Source organism: Pseudomonas triclosanedens (assembly GCF_026686735.1).
GTDB classification, from domain to species: Bacteria; Pseudomonadota; Gammaproteobacteria; order Pseudomonadales; family Pseudomonadaceae; genus Pseudomonas; species Pseudomonas triclosanedens.
In genome coordinates, this window is the sequence record NZ_CP113432.1 from 2,384,342 (window position 1) to 2,398,193 (window position 13,852).

Sequence of the window (13,852 nt, forward strand, 5' to 3'; positions counted from 1 at the left end):
AGACTGCCGGACCGATCGCACGGGTCGGTCCGGTTGCTCGGGAACCTCCCGGGCCGATCCGGGTCGCAATGCCCCGGAGATTCGTAACCCCCGGTAAATCAAAGGTAAATAGCGGGTAAAGAGACTTTGCCTGCGGCCAGGCTGTGCTTATCGTTCAGCCTCGCTATCCTCATTTCTTTTCGCCATGACGACGACCATGACCCCTAGCAACGGAACGCCCTCGAAACTTCGCACCCTGCGCCCCTGGCTTCTCACCGCGATCATTTTCGCCGGCGTGGTGGGGCTGATCATGTGGCTGCATTCGACGTCCACGGGCACGCCGGCGGCCCAGGGCGGTCGCGGCGGGCGACCGAGTCCGGGGCAGATGGCGGCGGGGCAGGGCACGGCGGTGACCGTCAGTGTCGCGCCGACGGTGAGGGGCGACCTGCCGGTGCACTATCACGCGCTGGGTACCGTCACGGCCTACAACACGGTGAATGTCCGCGCGCGGGTCAGCGGCCAACTGGTCAAGGTGCCGTTCCAGGAAGGCCAGGAAGTGAAGGCCGGCGATGTGCTGGCGGTGATCGATCCGCGCCCGTTCCAGGCCGCGCTGGACCAGGCCCAGGGCACGTTGCAGCAGAATCAGGCGCAACTGAAGAACGCGCAGATCGATCTGGCACGTTACAAGGGCCTGTATGCCGAAGATTCCATCGCCAAGCAGACCCTCGACACCCAGGAAGCGCTGGTGCGCCAGTACGAAGGTACCCTGAAGACCAACCAGGGCCAGGTCAGCGACGCCAGGCTCAACCTCGAATTCACCCAGGTGCGCGCGCCGATTTCCGGGCGTGTCGGCCTGCGCCAGGTGGACGTCGGCAACCTGGTCACCTCCGGCGACACCACGCCGCTGGTGGTGATCACCCAGGTCAAGCCGATCTCCGTGGTGTTCAGCCTGCCGCAGCAGCAACTCGGCACCATCGCCCGCGAACTGTATAGCGGCAAGCCGGTACCGGTGCAGGCACTGGACCGCAACCAGAACCAGATCCTGGCCAACGGCGTGCTGAAGACGCTGGACAACCAGATCGACACCACGACCGGTACGGTCAAGCTCAAGGCCGGTTTCGAGAACGACGATCACAAGCTGTTCCCCAACCAGTTCGTCAACGTGCGCCTGCTCGCCGAGATGCTGCCCGGCGTGCTGACCATTCCGGCCAACGCCGTGCAACGTGGCAACGATGGCACCTATGTGTACATGGTCGGCGAGGAGAACAAGGCCAGGCGCCAACTGGTGACCCTGGGCACCAGCGAGGGTGAGCGCGTGGTAGTCACCGAGGGCCTGAAGGAGGGCGACCGCGTGGTCGTCGAGGGCACCGACCGACTGCGCGACGGCATGCGCATGAATATCGTCGAGTCCGACGAGAAGGCCCGCGCGGCTGCCAGCGAGCAGGGCGACAAGGCTTCGGCCAAGCCGTTCGGCTCCGACAACCCGGTCCGGGACAGCGGTAAGAGCGAATGAACCCGTCACGCCTGTTCATCCTGCGGCCGGTCGCCACCACGCTGTTGATGGTGGCGATCCTGTTGTCGGGGATCATCGCCTACCGCTTCCTGCCGATTTCAGCGTTGCCGGAGGTGGACTACCCGACCATCCAGGTGGTGACCCTGTATCCCGGCGCGAGCCCGGACATCATGACGTCCTCGGTCACCGCACCGCTGGAGAACCAGCTTGGGCAGATTCCCGGCCTCAACGAGATGTCTTCCACCAGCTCCGGCGGGGCTTCGGTGATCACACTGCAGTTCAGCCTGCAGGTGAACCTCGACGTCGCCGAGCAGGAAGTGCAGGCGGCGATCAACACCGCTCAGAGCCTGTTGCCCAAGGACCTGCCGAACCAGCCGGTGTACAGCAAGGTGAACCCTGCCGACGCACCGATCCTGACGCTGGCGGTGATGTCGCCGGACATGCCGCTGCCGCAGATCCAGGACCTCGTCGACACGCGCCTCGCGCAGAAGATTTCGCAGATTTCCGGCGTCGGCCTGGTCAGCATCAGCGGCGGCCAGCGCCCGGCGGTGCGCATTCGCGCCAACCCGGCCGCACTGGCCGCGGCGGGGCTGAGCCTGGAAGACCTGCAAACCACGGTCACCAACAACAACCTCAACGGGCCCAAGGGCAGCTTCGACGGGCCTACGCGTTCGTCCACGCTGGATGCCAACGACCAGTTGAAGTCGGCCGACGCCTATCGTGACCTGATCATCGCCTACAAGAACGGCTCGCCGCTGCGCGTGCGCGATGTCGCCAGCGTCGAGGACGATGCGGAGAACGTGCGCCTGGCTGCCTGGGCCAACAATTCGCCGGCAGTGGTGCTGAACATTCAGCGCCAGCCGGGCGCCAACGTCATCGAGGTGGTCGACAGCATCAAGAAGATGCTGCCGCAGTTGCAGGCGACCCTGCCGGGCAGCCTCGAAGTGACGGTGCTCACCGACCGCACCACGACGATCCGCGCCTCGGTCGCCGACGTGCAGTTCGAGCTGTTCCTCGCCGTCTGCCTGGTGGTGATGGTGACCTTCCTGTTCCTGCGCAACCTCTCCGCCACCCTGATCCCCAGCTTCGCCGTGCCGCTGTCGCTGATCGGCACCTTCGGCGTGATGTATCTGGCCGGCTTCTCGATCAACAACCTGACGCTGATGGCGCTGACCATCGCCACCGGCTTCGTGGTGGACGATGCCATCGTCATGGTGGAGAACATCGCCCGCTACCTGGAACAGGGCGACTCGCCGCTGGACGCCGCGCTCAAGGGGTCGAAACAGATCGGCTTCACCATCATCTCGCTGACCTTCTCGCTGATCGCGGTGCTCATTCCGCTGCTGTTCATGGGCGACGTCGCCGGGCGGCTGTTCCGCGAATTCGCCATTACCCTGGCAGTGGCGATCCTGATTTCCGGCTTCGTTTCCCTGACCCTGACGCCAATGCTCAGCGCCAAGCTGCTGCGCCATGTCGAGCCGGAGAAGGAGGGCCGCTTCGCCCGCGCCGCCGGCCGTTTCATCGAGCAGATGATCGAGCGCTATGCCGCCGCCCTGCGCGTGGTCCTGCGCCATCAGCCGCTGACCCTGCTGGTGGCCATCGCCACCCTGGCGTTCACCGCGCTGCTGTACATCGTCATGCCCAAGGGCTTCTTCCCGGTACAGGATACCGGGGTGATCCAGGGCATCGCCGAAGCGCCGCAGTCGATTTCCTTCCAGGCGATGGCCAGCCGTCAGCAGGAGCTGGCCAAGGTAGTGCTGCAGGATCCGGCGGTGGAGAGCCTGTCGTCGTTCATCGGCGTCGACGGCACCAACGCCACCCTCAACACCGGGCGGCTGCTGATCAACCTCAAGCCCCACGCCGACCGTGACCTGACGGCCACCGAGGTGATCCAGCGCCTGCAACCGGAACTGGACAAGGTCGCCGGCATCCGCCTGTACCTGCAGCCGGTGCAGGACCTGACCATCGAAGACCGTATCGCACGTACCCAGTACCAGTTCACCTTGCAGGACGCCGATCCCGAGGTGCTGTCGGAATGGGTGCCGAAACTGGTGGACCGCCTGGAGCAACTGCCGGAGCTGGCGGACGTGGCCAGCGACTGGCAGGACAAGGGCCTGCAGGCCTACATCGACATCGACCGCGACACCGCTTCGCGCCTGGGCGTGAGCCTGTCGAGCATCGACAGCGTGCTGTACAACGCGTTCGGCCAGCGGCTGATCTCAACCATCTTCACCCAGGCCACCCAGTACCGCGTGGTGCTGGAGGTTGCGCCGGAGTTCCAGATCGGCCCGCAATCGCTGGAGAACCTCTACGTGCCGTCCAGCGACGGTACCCAGGTGCGCCTGTCGAGCCTTGCCAGGGTGGAGGAGCGCCACACGCTGCTGGCGATCAACCACATCGCCCAGTTCCCGGCGGCGACCATCTCCTTCAACCTCGCCAAGGGCGTGGCCCTGGGCGAGGCGGTGCAGGCGATCCGCGACGTCGAGGCGCAGATGGAGATGCCGGTGAGCCTGCAGGGCAGCTTCCGCGGCGCGGCCCAGGCCTTCGAGTCGTCGCTGTCGAACACGCTGTTGCTGGTGCTGGCATCCATCATCACCATGTACATCGTGCTGGGCATCCTCTACGAAAGCTTCATTCACCCGGTGACCATCCTTTCCACGCTGCCCTCGGCGGGTGTGGGGGCGTTGCTGGCGCTGATGCTGGCGGGCCAGGACATCGGCATCGTGGCGATCATCGGCATCATCCTGCTGATCGGCATCGTGAAGAAGAACGCGATCATGATGATCGACTTCGCCCTCGACGCCGAACGCAACGAAGGCAAGCCGCCGCACGAAGCCATCTACCAGGCGTGCCTGCTGCGCTTCCGGCCTATCCTGATGACCACGATGGCGGCGCTGCTTGGCGCGCTGCCGCTGATGCTCGCCGGTGGAGCCGGCGCCGAACTGCGCCGGCCGCTGGGCGTCACGATGGTCGGCGGCCTGCTGCTGAGCCAGTTGCTGACGCTGTTCACCACGCCGGTGATCTACCTGTACTTCGACCGCCTCGCCGCACGCTGGGCGGCCTGGCGTGGCCGTCATGGGCTTGATGTGAACAGCATCGATCCGGCGGAGCGCGGGTGATGAATATCTCCCGCCCGTTCATCCTGCGTCCGGTCGCTACCAGCCTGCTGACCCTGGCGCTGATGCTCGCCGGCATCCTCTCGTTCGGTCTGCTGCCGGTGGCGCCGCTGCCCAACGTGGATTTCCCCACCATCATGGTGCAGGCCTCGCTGCCCGGCGCCAGCCCGGAGACGATGGCGTCCACGGTGGCTACGCCGCTGGAACGCTCGCTCGGACGCATTGCCGGGGTCACCGACATGACCTCCAGCAGTTCGCTGGGCAACACCACCATCATCGTGCAGTTCGACCTGTCCAAGGACATCGACGGCGCGGCGCGCGAAGTGCAATCGGCAATCAACGCGGCGATGAGCCTGCTGCCCACCGGCATGCCGAACAACCCGACGTACCGCAAGGCGAACCCGTCGGACATGCCGATCATGATCCTCACCCTGACCTCGGATACCTATTCCCGCGGGCAGATGTACGACCTGGCCTCGACCATCGTGTCGCCCAAGCTGGCCCAGGTGAAGGGCGTGGGGCAGGTGAGCATCGGCGGTTCCTCGCTGCCGGCGGTGCGGGTCGATGTCAATCCGGACCAGCTCAGCCACTACGGTATCTCCCTGGACGATGTCCGCACCGCCATCGCCAACACCAACTCCGACGGCCCGAAGGGCGCGCTGGAGTTCGGCGAGCGGCACTGGCAGGTGGACGCCAACGACCAGTTGCGCAAGGCCAGCGAGTACGCGCCGCTGATCGTCCACTACAACGCCGAGACCGGCGCGGCGGTACGCCTGAAGGATGTGGCGCGGGTCAGCGACTCGGTGGAAGACGTGCGCAACGCCGGCTTCTCCGACAACCTTCCGGCGGTGCTGCTGATCATCACCCGCCAGCCGGGCGCCAATATCATCGAGGCCACCGACGCCATCCACGAGCAGTTGCCGATCATCCAGGAGGTGCTCGGCCCGCAGGTGAAGCTGTCGGTGATGGACGACCGCAGCCCGTCGATCCGCTCCTCGCTGGAGGAAGCCGAGCTGACCCTGATCATTTCCGTGGTGCTGGTGATCCTGGTGGTCTACCTGTTCCTGCGTAATGGCCGCGCCACGCTGATCCCCAGCCTGGCGGTGCCGGTATCGCTGGTGGGCACCTTCGCGGTCATGTACCTGGCCGGCTTCTCGCTGAACAACCTGTCGCTGATGGCGCTGATCATCGCCACTGGCTTCGTGGTGGACGACGCCATCGTGGTGGTGGAGAACATCGCCCGGCGCATCGAGGAGGGCGACCCGCCGATCAAGGCGGCGATCCGTGGCGCGCGGGAAGTGAGTTTCACCGTGCTGTCGATGACCCTGTCGCTGGTGGCGGTGTTCATTCCGCTGCTGCTGATGGGGGGCATCACCGGACGGCTGTTCCGCGAGTTCTCGGTAACCCTGGCGGCGGCGATCCTGGTGTCGCTGGTGGTGTCGCTGACGCTGACGCCGATGCTCTGCGCACGCCTGCTCAAACCGGTCGAGCGGGGGCCGAAGAAGGCCTCGGTGGGGCGCCAGAGCAACCGCTACTTCGTCGCCTTCATGCAGCGCTACCGCGCCAGCCTGAGCTGGGCGCTGGAGCATTCGCGGCTGATGGTGGTGATCCTGTTCGGTTGCATCGCGCTGAACTTCTACCTGTTCGTGGTGGTGCCCAAGGGCTTCCTGCCACAACAGGATTCCGGGCGGCTGCGCGGTTTCGCGGTGGCCGACCAGAGCATCTCGTTCCAGGCCCTGGACCAGAAGATGGCGGAGTTCCGCAACATCCTCTCCCAGGATCCGGGGGTGGAGAACGTGGTGGGCTTCGTCGGTGGCGGCAAGTGGCAGTCGAGCAACACCGGCTCCTTCTTCGTCACCCTGAAGGACATCGGCGAGCGCGACTCGGCGGATGTCATCGTCAACCGCCTGCGCAAGCAACTGGCGAAGATTCCCGGCGCCACGCTGTACCTGCAGGCAGGCCAGGACGTGCGCATCGGCGGCCGGCAGAGCAACGCCCAGTACGAGTTCACCCTGCGCAGCGATGACCTGGTCCTGCTGCGCGACTGGGCGCCCAGGGTCGAGGCGGTGCTGAACAAGATTCCGCTGCTGACCGACGTGAACAGCGATGCCCAGGACAAGGGCGTGCAGAGCCGCCTGGTGATCGACCGCGACCGCGCGGCCAGCCTCGGCGTGAACGTCGCCGACGTGGATTCGGTGCTGAACAATTCCTATGGCCAGCGCCAGGTATCGACCATTTTCAACCCGCTGAACCAGTACCACGTGGTGATGGAGGTGGACCAGCCCTACCAGGAATCGCCGGAGGAGCTGCGCCAGGTCTACGTCATCGGCAGCGACGGCCAGCGCGTGCCGCTGTCGGCGTTCACCCACGTGGAGCCGAGCCGCGCGCCGCTGACGGTCAACCACCAGGGGCAGTTCGCCGCCACCACCTTCTCCTTCAACCTGGCGCCCGGCGCGCTGATCGGCCCGGCCCGCGACGCGGTGATGGCGGCGCTGGAGCCGCTGCATCTGCCGATGGAAATCCAGGCCACCTTCGAAGGCAATGCCGGCGCGGTGCAGGACACCCAGAACGACATGCCCTGGCTGATCCTGCTGGCGCTGGTGGCGGTGTACATCGTCCTCGGCATCCTCTACGAAAGCTATGTGCACCCGCTGACCATCCTGTCCACGCTGCCCTCTGCCGGCGTCGGCGCGATGCTCACGCTCATGCTGTTCCGCACCGAGCTGTCGCTGATCGCGCTGATCGGCGTGATCCTGCTGATCGGCATCGTGAAGAAGAACGCGATCATGATGATCGACTTCGCCCTCGACGCCGAGCGAACCCTCGGCCTGTCGCCGCGCGACGCGATCCTCGAAGCCTGCATGAAGCGCTTCCGGCCGATCATGATGACCACCCTGGCTGCGATCCTCGGCGCGTTGCCGCTGATCTTCGGCATTGGCGGCGATGCCGCGCTGCGCCGCCCGCTGGGCATGACCATCGTTGGCGGCCTGATCGGCAGCCAGTTGCTGACCCTGTATACCACCCCCGTTGTCTATCTCTACCTCGACCGCCTGCGCCACTGGGTCAACCAGAAGCGAGGCGTGCGCACCGATGGCGCCCTGGAGACACCCGTATGACCCGCTCGCGTTCCCTGCTCATTCCGCTGTCGGCCCTGGCGTTGGCCGCGGCCCTGGCCGGCTGCGCCATCGGCCCGGACTACCAGCGTCCCGAGCTGACGGTTCCGGCCAGCTTCAAGGAGGGCGACGGCTGGCGCCTGGCGCAGCCGCAGGATGTGCTGCATCACGGCGCCTGGTGGGAGCTGTACGGCGACGCCACGCTCAATGACCTGCAGAAGCGCCTGGTTGCCGCCAACCAGACCCTGGCGCAATCGGTGGCTTCCTACCGCCAGGCCCAGGCCCTGACCAGGGGCGCGCGCTCGTCGTTCTTCCCCACGGTCAGCGCCGACGTCGGCAAGACCCGCTCCGGCCAGGGCACCGGCAGCGGCGGCAGCGTGCGCCTGCCCGACGGCTCCACGGTGAGCAGCGGCGGTGGCAGCAGCTCGATCAGCAACAGCTACTCGGCGAGCCTCGGCGTGAGCTGGGAAATGGACCTGTGGGGCAAGCTGCGCCGCCAGCTCGAAGCCGATACCGCAAGCATGGATGCCAGCGCCGCCGACCTCGCCGCTTCGCGCCTGTCGCTGCAATCGGAGCTGGCGCAGAACTACCTGCAACTGCGGGTCATGGATCGGCAGATCAAGCTGCTCAACGAGACGGTGGAGGCCTACCAGCGCTCGCTGAAACTCACCGAGAACCAGTACAACGCAGGCATCGTCACCAAGGCTGACGTGGCCCAGGCGCGCACCCAGCTCAAGAGCACCGAAGCCCAGGCCATCGACCTGAAGTACCAGCGCGCCCAACTGGAGCACGCCATCGCCGTGCTGGTCGGCGTGCCGCCGGCGCAGTTCAGCCTCGCCGTGGTGGACGCCGTGCCCGGCCTGCCGCAGGTGCCGGCGCTGCTGCCGTCGCAACTGCTGGAGCGGCGCCCGGATGTCGCCTCGGCCGAGCGCAAGGTGATTGCCGCCAACGCGCAGATCGGCGTGGCCAAGGCCGCCTGGTTCCCGGATCTGACCCTGACCGCCGCTGGCGGCTACCGCAGCGGCAGTTTCCAGAACTGGATCGAGACGCCCAACCGCTACTGGTCCATCGGCCCGCAGTTCGCCATGACCCTGTTCGACGGCGGCCTGATCGCTTCCCAGGTCGAACAGGCCGAGGCGAGCTACGACCAGACCGTGGCCAGCTACCGGCAGACCGTGCTGGACAGTTTCCGCGAGGTGGAGGACTACATGGTCCAGCTCAAGGTGCTGGAGGAGGAGAGCGGCGTGCAGCAGGAAGCGCTCGACTCCGCCCGCGAAGCGCTGCGGCTGACCACCAACCAGTACAAGGCCGGCACCATCGACTACAGCAGTGTGGTCACCACCCAGGCCACTGCGCTGTCCAACGAGCGCACCGTGCTGACCCTGCTGGGCACCCGCTTGACCGCCAGCGTGCAACTGATCGCCGCGCTGGGCGGCGGCTGGGACAGCTCGCGGATCGCCAGCGAGGGCGATGCCGCCGCGTCGCGCTGAGCCCGGGCTCAGCCGCGGAAGCGGCGTGCGGTGGTATAGCTGCGCTGCCAGTACAGGTTGCTCAGCGAGTCGATGCGGATCGTCTGGCCGGTGCGCGGCGCATGGATGAAACGCCCGTTGCCGATGTACAGGCCCACATGGCGGGTGTTGCCGCTGCCGTTGCGGTTGAAGAACACCGCGTCGCCGGGCTGCAGGTCGCTGCGCGCCACCTCCAGCTCTCTCTGCTGGATCATCGACGCCGTGGTGCGTGGCAGGGTGAGATTGGCCTCGCTGCGGAACAGGTACACCAGCAGCCCGCTGCAATCGAAACCGGTCGCCAGGGATTCGCCGCCCCAGCGATAGGGCTGGCCGATCAACTCGCGGGCGCGCTGGACGATGCGCTGACGGGTGGGGCTGAAGTCGCGTGGCCTGGCGCTGGCGACGGGCGATGCCTGCACGTCGCTGGTGGCGTATTCAGCGGAGTAGCTGCGCCAGACAGGCACATCGAGTTCGTCCGCCTTGATCAGCGGTGCCTTCAGGGCCAGCAGCAGGAGTACGGGAAGCAAACGGATTGGACGCACACCGGGTCACCTCGCAGTTCGACACGGTAGCGATCCTATGGCGACGTTCCGTCAGTTTATGTAGGAAGTTTCCATTGCTTGTGAAGGGTAATTCTAGGATGGACGAGCGGTTCAGTGGGCGAACAGTTGGCCGATGTCCTTGAACGCCTTGAATTCCAGAGCGTTGCCGCATGGGTCGAGCAGGAACAGGGTGGCCTGTTCGCCGACTTGTCCCTTGAAGCGCACGTGGGGCTCGATGACGAACTGTGTATTGCGTTCGCGCAGGCGCCGGGCCAGGCGCTCCCACTCTTCCCAGGGCAGCACCACTCCGAAATGCGGTACCGGCACGTCGTGACCGTCCACCGGGTTGGTGTGCGCGGCTTCCTGGCTGGCGGTGCGGGGGTGTTCGTGGATGACCAGTTGGTGGCCGAAGAAATCGAAGTCCACCCATCGTTCGCTGCTGCGCCCTTCGCGCAGACCGAATACTTCGCCGTAGAAACGGCGCGCCAGGGGCAGATCGTGGACGGGAATGGCCAGGTGGAAAGGGGACATGCTCTGCTCCGCGTGCGTTGGCCCGCTCATGCCGGTTCGGCGAGCTGGCGGTGGATGACCTCCTGCGCGGCTTCCATCCGGCCCTGGCGGGCCAGGCGGGTGAAGTCGAGCAGCGCGCGTTCGTGAAGGGCCAGGGCATCGAGCGCCGGCTGGTCGGCCCGGCTGGCCTGTTCGGCCAGGGTGTCGTACTGCTCGACGAAGGGCCGCACGAGGTCCTCCAGGCGCTCCAGTGCCTGCTGCCAGTTGAGTGTCGACCATTCCCGGGCCCGCTCGCGCCCCTTGGCGCGGGCGGCGTCGAGGTCACCCAGTGGTAGTCCGTGCCGGTGCAGCAGGCTCGCCATACGCTGGCCGGTGCGCAGCTCCAGGCGCGCCAGCAGGCGCAGCGCGCTGGCGCCTTCGTGAAAGTAGCCGGCGAGGGCGAGGAAGAACGCCTCGCCACGGATTTCGCTCAGGTACGCGGCCTGTAATTCGCGGCTTCTTGGGTGCATGGAGCTCTCCCGTATTCGACTGTCTCAGCGTAGCGGAGCTGCGCGTGCGCTGGGCGTCGGTTGTCGCCGCTGGAGCGGAAGATGTCGCGAAGACGTCGCGCCGGCCATTCGCAGAGGCCGGGTGAGCGGTTACCCTGCCGATTACCTTCCTGCAGGAGTTGCGCCGTGGCGATCGGCCGTTTCACTTCGCCGCCCTGCCATCGACCTGGCATACACGCCGTCGAGGCCGTGAGCGAGCACAGCTTTCCCCGGCATTCCCACGATCAGTACGGCATCGGCCTGATCGACCGGGGCGCACAACGCTCGCTCAGTGGGCGCGGGATGGTCGAGGCGGGTGCAGGCTGGACCATCAGCGTGAACCCCGGCGAACTGCATGACGGCACGCCCATTGGCGAGCAACCGCGCGCATGGCGGATGCTTTACTTCGCGCCTGACCTCCTGGCCGCGGCGCTGCACGAAGCCGGCGACCGTGGGGAGCGCCATCCGTCCCTGGCTTCGCCGGCGCTGCTCGACCCACGCGCCGAGGCGGCGTTCGAGCGGCTGTATGGCAGCCTGACGCTCGCGAGGGGAAGTGCGGCGGCGCTCGCAGGCGAAGAGGCGCTGTTCGACCTGCTACGGATCGTGGGAGCCTGCGCACCGTTGGCCGCGAGCCTGCATACTGCTTCGGGTCTGGCGCGCGCCCGGGCGTTGATCGATGACGAGCCAGGCCAGGCGCTGACCCTGGCGCACCTCGCCGAGGCGGCGGAGCTCAGCCGCTTCCAGTTGCTGCGCGGGTTCAGCCGCGCCTACGGTCTGACGCCTCACGCCTACCTGTTGCAGCGCCGCCTGGAGCTGGCGCGCCGGTTGCTGGCCGAGGGTGGGACGCTGGCGGATGTCGCCTGTCGTTGCGGATTCGCCGATCAGAGCCACATGACCCGCCTGTTCCGCCGGCTCTACGGTCTTTCTCCGTACCGCTACGCCGTTTCGCTGCGCTGACTGCAATTTCCTTCAAGAAGCCGATGGCTGTCGGCTGATGCACTGGCGGCTCGTCATTCACGGAGCCGCTGCCCATGTCGTCCAAGCTGTACCCCTATAGCTGTCTCGCGCTGGCCATGATCCTGGTCGGTAGTACCGTCACTGCCAGCAAGGTGATCGCCGACGGTCTCTCGCCCTTCGTCGCCAGCGCGCTGCGCCTGGCCTTTGCGCTACCGCTGTTTCTTGGCCTGATGTACTGGCGCGGGCTTTCTTGGCCGCGGCCGGGGTGGCGTGACGGCATGCTGCTGGTGGCCCAGGCCGCGGCTGGCAGCGTGGGCTACACGGTGTTGCTGATCGAGGGCCTGCGGCTCACCTCGGCTTCTTCCGCCGGGGTGATCATGGGGCTGCTGCCGGTGGTGGCGGCGCTGTTTTCCCTGGTCGTGCTGCGCGAGCGTCCATCCTGGCGGTTGCTGGCAGCGCTGGGGCTGGCGACCTCCGGCGTGCTGCTGGTGACGACCGCTGCAGGCGATGGTACCGGTTCGTGGCTGGGTAACCTTCTGGTGCTGGGGGCGGTCGCCAGCGAGGCGTTGTTCATTCTGTTGAACAAGGCGCTGCGGCGGCCGGTGGAGCCGCTGGTACTGTCGACCCTGATGTGCGCCATCGGCCTGTTGCTGACGGCCATCCCGGCTTTCTTCGAGCCGGCACTGCGCTTCGGTGCGGCAAGCCTCGCTGTGCTGTACTACGCCATCGTTCCGACAGTGGGCGGCTATCTGTTGTGGTACGCGGGGGCGGCGCGGGTCAGCGCCAGCGAGGCGTCGCTGTTCACCGCGCTGGTGCCGGTGAGTGCGCTGTTGTTCGCCGTGCTGCTGCTGGGCGAGCGCGTGGGCGCCGCTCAACTGGTCGGGGTGGCCTGCGTGCTCGCGTCGATGGCCAGCCTCTGGCTGCCGCTGTCGCCGTCGCGGCGGAAGGCATAGGCCCGCTCGACGCGGCTCACCCGCACATCGAAGGCGTCGTACCATTCCTGGCGCCCGCGCTGCCGAGCCTGGCGGTGTTCGAATTGCGCGCGCCAGGCGGCGATTGCCGTTTCGTCGCGCCAGTAGGACACGGTGATGCCAAGGCCGTCCGCGCCGCGCGCCGATTCGACGCCGAGGAAGCCGTCCTGCCGGGCCGCCAGTTCCAGCATGCGCTCGGCGGTGTCGGCGTAGCCGCTGTCGATTTCGCTGCGGCGGGAGGTGAAGATCACAGCGTAATAGGGTGGTTGCGGGGTCATGCCGGGCTCCTTGTGGTGTTCGCCGCGTGACGGAAAGCGGCGCAGAGGAAGGCTTCCGCCAGCGGCACGGAGATACCGGCCAGGGCCTTGCGTTCAGGTTGGAAGAGGGTGGCGATGAAGAACGGATGGTCGCTGGCCTCCAGCGCCCGGATGCTGCCATCCTCCCCGTGCGCGGTGGCGTGCAGGCCGCCGCCGAAGAGTTGCGCCTGGTACCTGGGGTTGACCCCGTAGTTGCAGCGGTAGCCTTCGCGGATGCCCGGCATGCCGTAGATCGCCGCCAGCCGCGAGCCGGGGCGCAGGCGGATGTTCTCGCTGACTTCCACCAGCGAGCAGGGCAGCGCCTCGATCACTGGCCGGGTGGCTTGTGGGTCCAGTTCGCCGTGGGCTGCGTCGCTCCAGCCAAGATGGTTGCGCGCGCGCTCGAGCAATGCATGCTGGAAGCCCGCACAGGTGCCCAGGTAGGGCACGCCGCGGGTGCGCGCGTAGCTGATGGCGCGCAGTGCGCCTTCGGTATCGCGGTATGGGCCGCCGGGCGTGCACCAGAAGCCGGAGTAGTTCTCCAGGGGCAGGCCGTCGGCCAGGCGCTGCGTGTCCAGCCAATCGACGCGCAAGGTGCCGGAGTGCGGCAGCAGGGATTGCTGCAAGGCCAGGGGAATCGCCCAGTGGGCCAGCACTCGACTGTCGCGGTCGCCGATCAGGCCGATTCGTAGAACCTTGCGTCGCCGTCCCATGCTTGCTTCCCCCGTTGCGCTGGTGCCCATTGGCGTGTCGATGGTGGCAATTTATAGTTGCGCAGACGCAATCGAAATGGGCGGTTGCGCAATCCGGGAATGCACCT

The 13,852-nt window shown here is 66.8% G+C and carries 11 protein-coding genes; 6 read left to right on the forward strand and 5 right to left on the reverse strand.

The annotated features are described in order from the left end of the window. The first annotated feature begins 196 nt into the window (after nucleotides 1-196). The 4 genes from OU419_RS11255 to OU419_RS11270 are packed head-to-tail and all read left to right on the forward strand — an operon-like array spanning nucleotide 197 to nucleotide 9,211. Nucleotides 197-1,492 carry an MdtA/MuxA family multidrug efflux RND transporter periplasmic adaptor subunit gene (locus OU419_RS11255; RefSeq protein WP_254473383.1) on the forward strand — a complete coding sequence of 432 codons (1,296 nt, stop codon included), beginning with the start codon at nucleotides 197-199 and terminating at the stop codon, nucleotides 1,490-1,492. Next, nucleotides 1,489-4,611, forward strand: a complete 3,123-nt coding sequence (locus OU419_RS11260) for an MdtB/MuxB family multidrug efflux RND transporter permease subunit (RefSeq protein WP_254473381.1) — start codon at nucleotides 1,489-1,491, stop codon at nucleotides 4,609-4,611. Before OU419_RS11255 ends, OU419_RS11260 begins: the two co-directional genes overlap by 4 nt. Then, nucleotides 4,611-7,724, forward strand: a complete 3,114-nt coding sequence (locus OU419_RS11265) for a multidrug efflux RND transporter permease subunit (protein WP_254473373.1) — start codon at nucleotides 4,611-4,613, stop codon at nucleotides 7,722-7,724. The genes OU419_RS11260 and OU419_RS11265 overlap by 1 nt, the downstream gene beginning before the upstream one ends. Continuing rightward, nucleotides 7,721-9,211 carry an efflux transporter outer membrane subunit gene (locus OU419_RS11270; RefSeq protein ID WP_254473371.1) on the forward strand — a complete coding sequence of 497 codons (1,491 nt, stop codon included), beginning with the start codon at nucleotides 7,721-7,723 and terminating at the stop codon, nucleotides 9,209-9,211. Before OU419_RS11265 ends, OU419_RS11270 begins: the two co-directional genes overlap by 4 nt. Nucleotides 9,212-9,219: 8 nt before the next feature. Here OU419_RS11270 and OU419_RS11275 read toward each other — a convergent pair whose 3' ends face one another. The 3 genes from OU419_RS11275 to OU419_RS11285 form a co-directional block, all read right to left on the reverse strand. Next, nucleotides 9,220-9,771, reverse strand: coding sequence for a C40 family peptidase (locus tag OU419_RS11275; RefSeq protein ID WP_408004938.1), 552 nt, complete (start codon nucleotides 9,769-9,771; stop codon nucleotides 9,220-9,222). A gap of 111 nt (nucleotides 9,772-9,882) precedes the next feature. Beyond that, nucleotides 9,883-10,332, reverse strand: a complete 450-nt coding sequence (locus tag OU419_RS11280; protein WP_254473369.1) for a VOC family protein — start codon at nucleotides 10,330-10,332, stop codon at nucleotides 9,883-9,885. After that, nucleotides 10,329-10,790, reverse strand: a complete 462-nt coding sequence (locus tag OU419_RS11285) for a hypothetical protein (RefSeq protein WP_254473367.1) — start codon at nucleotides 10,788-10,790, stop codon at nucleotides 10,329-10,331. The genes OU419_RS11280 and OU419_RS11285 overlap by 4 nt, the downstream gene beginning before the upstream one ends. A gap of 165 nt (nucleotides 10,791-10,955) precedes the next feature. Between OU419_RS11285 and OU419_RS11290 the strand changes: the two genes are divergently transcribed. Beyond that, nucleotides 10,956-11,765: an AraC family transcriptional regulator gene (locus tag OU419_RS11290; RefSeq protein ID WP_254473365.1), complete on the forward strand. Its 810-nt coding sequence runs from the start codon at nucleotides 10,956-10,958 to the stop codon at nucleotides 11,763-11,765. 74 nt (nucleotides 11,766-11,839) lie between these two features. Then, entirely contained in the window at nucleotides 11,840-12,718 is an 879-nt protein-coding gene (locus tag OU419_RS11295) for a DMT family transporter (RefSeq protein WP_254473363.1), read from the forward strand. Here the strand turns inward: OU419_RS11295 and OU419_RS11300 are convergent. Next, nucleotides 12,637-13,014, reverse strand: coding sequence for an antibiotic biosynthesis monooxygenase family protein (locus tag OU419_RS11300; protein WP_254473361.1), 378 nt, complete (start codon nucleotides 13,012-13,014; stop codon nucleotides 12,637-12,639). The genes OU419_RS11295 and OU419_RS11300 overlap by 82 nt on opposite strands. After that, nucleotides 13,011-13,745, reverse strand: coding sequence for a CTP synthase C-terminal region-related (seleno)protein (locus OU419_RS11305; RefSeq protein WP_254473359.1), 735 nt, complete (start codon nucleotides 13,743-13,745; stop codon nucleotides 13,011-13,013). Before OU419_RS11305 ends, OU419_RS11300 begins: the two co-directional genes overlap by 4 nt. Nucleotides 13,746-13,852 lie beyond the last annotated feature (107 nt).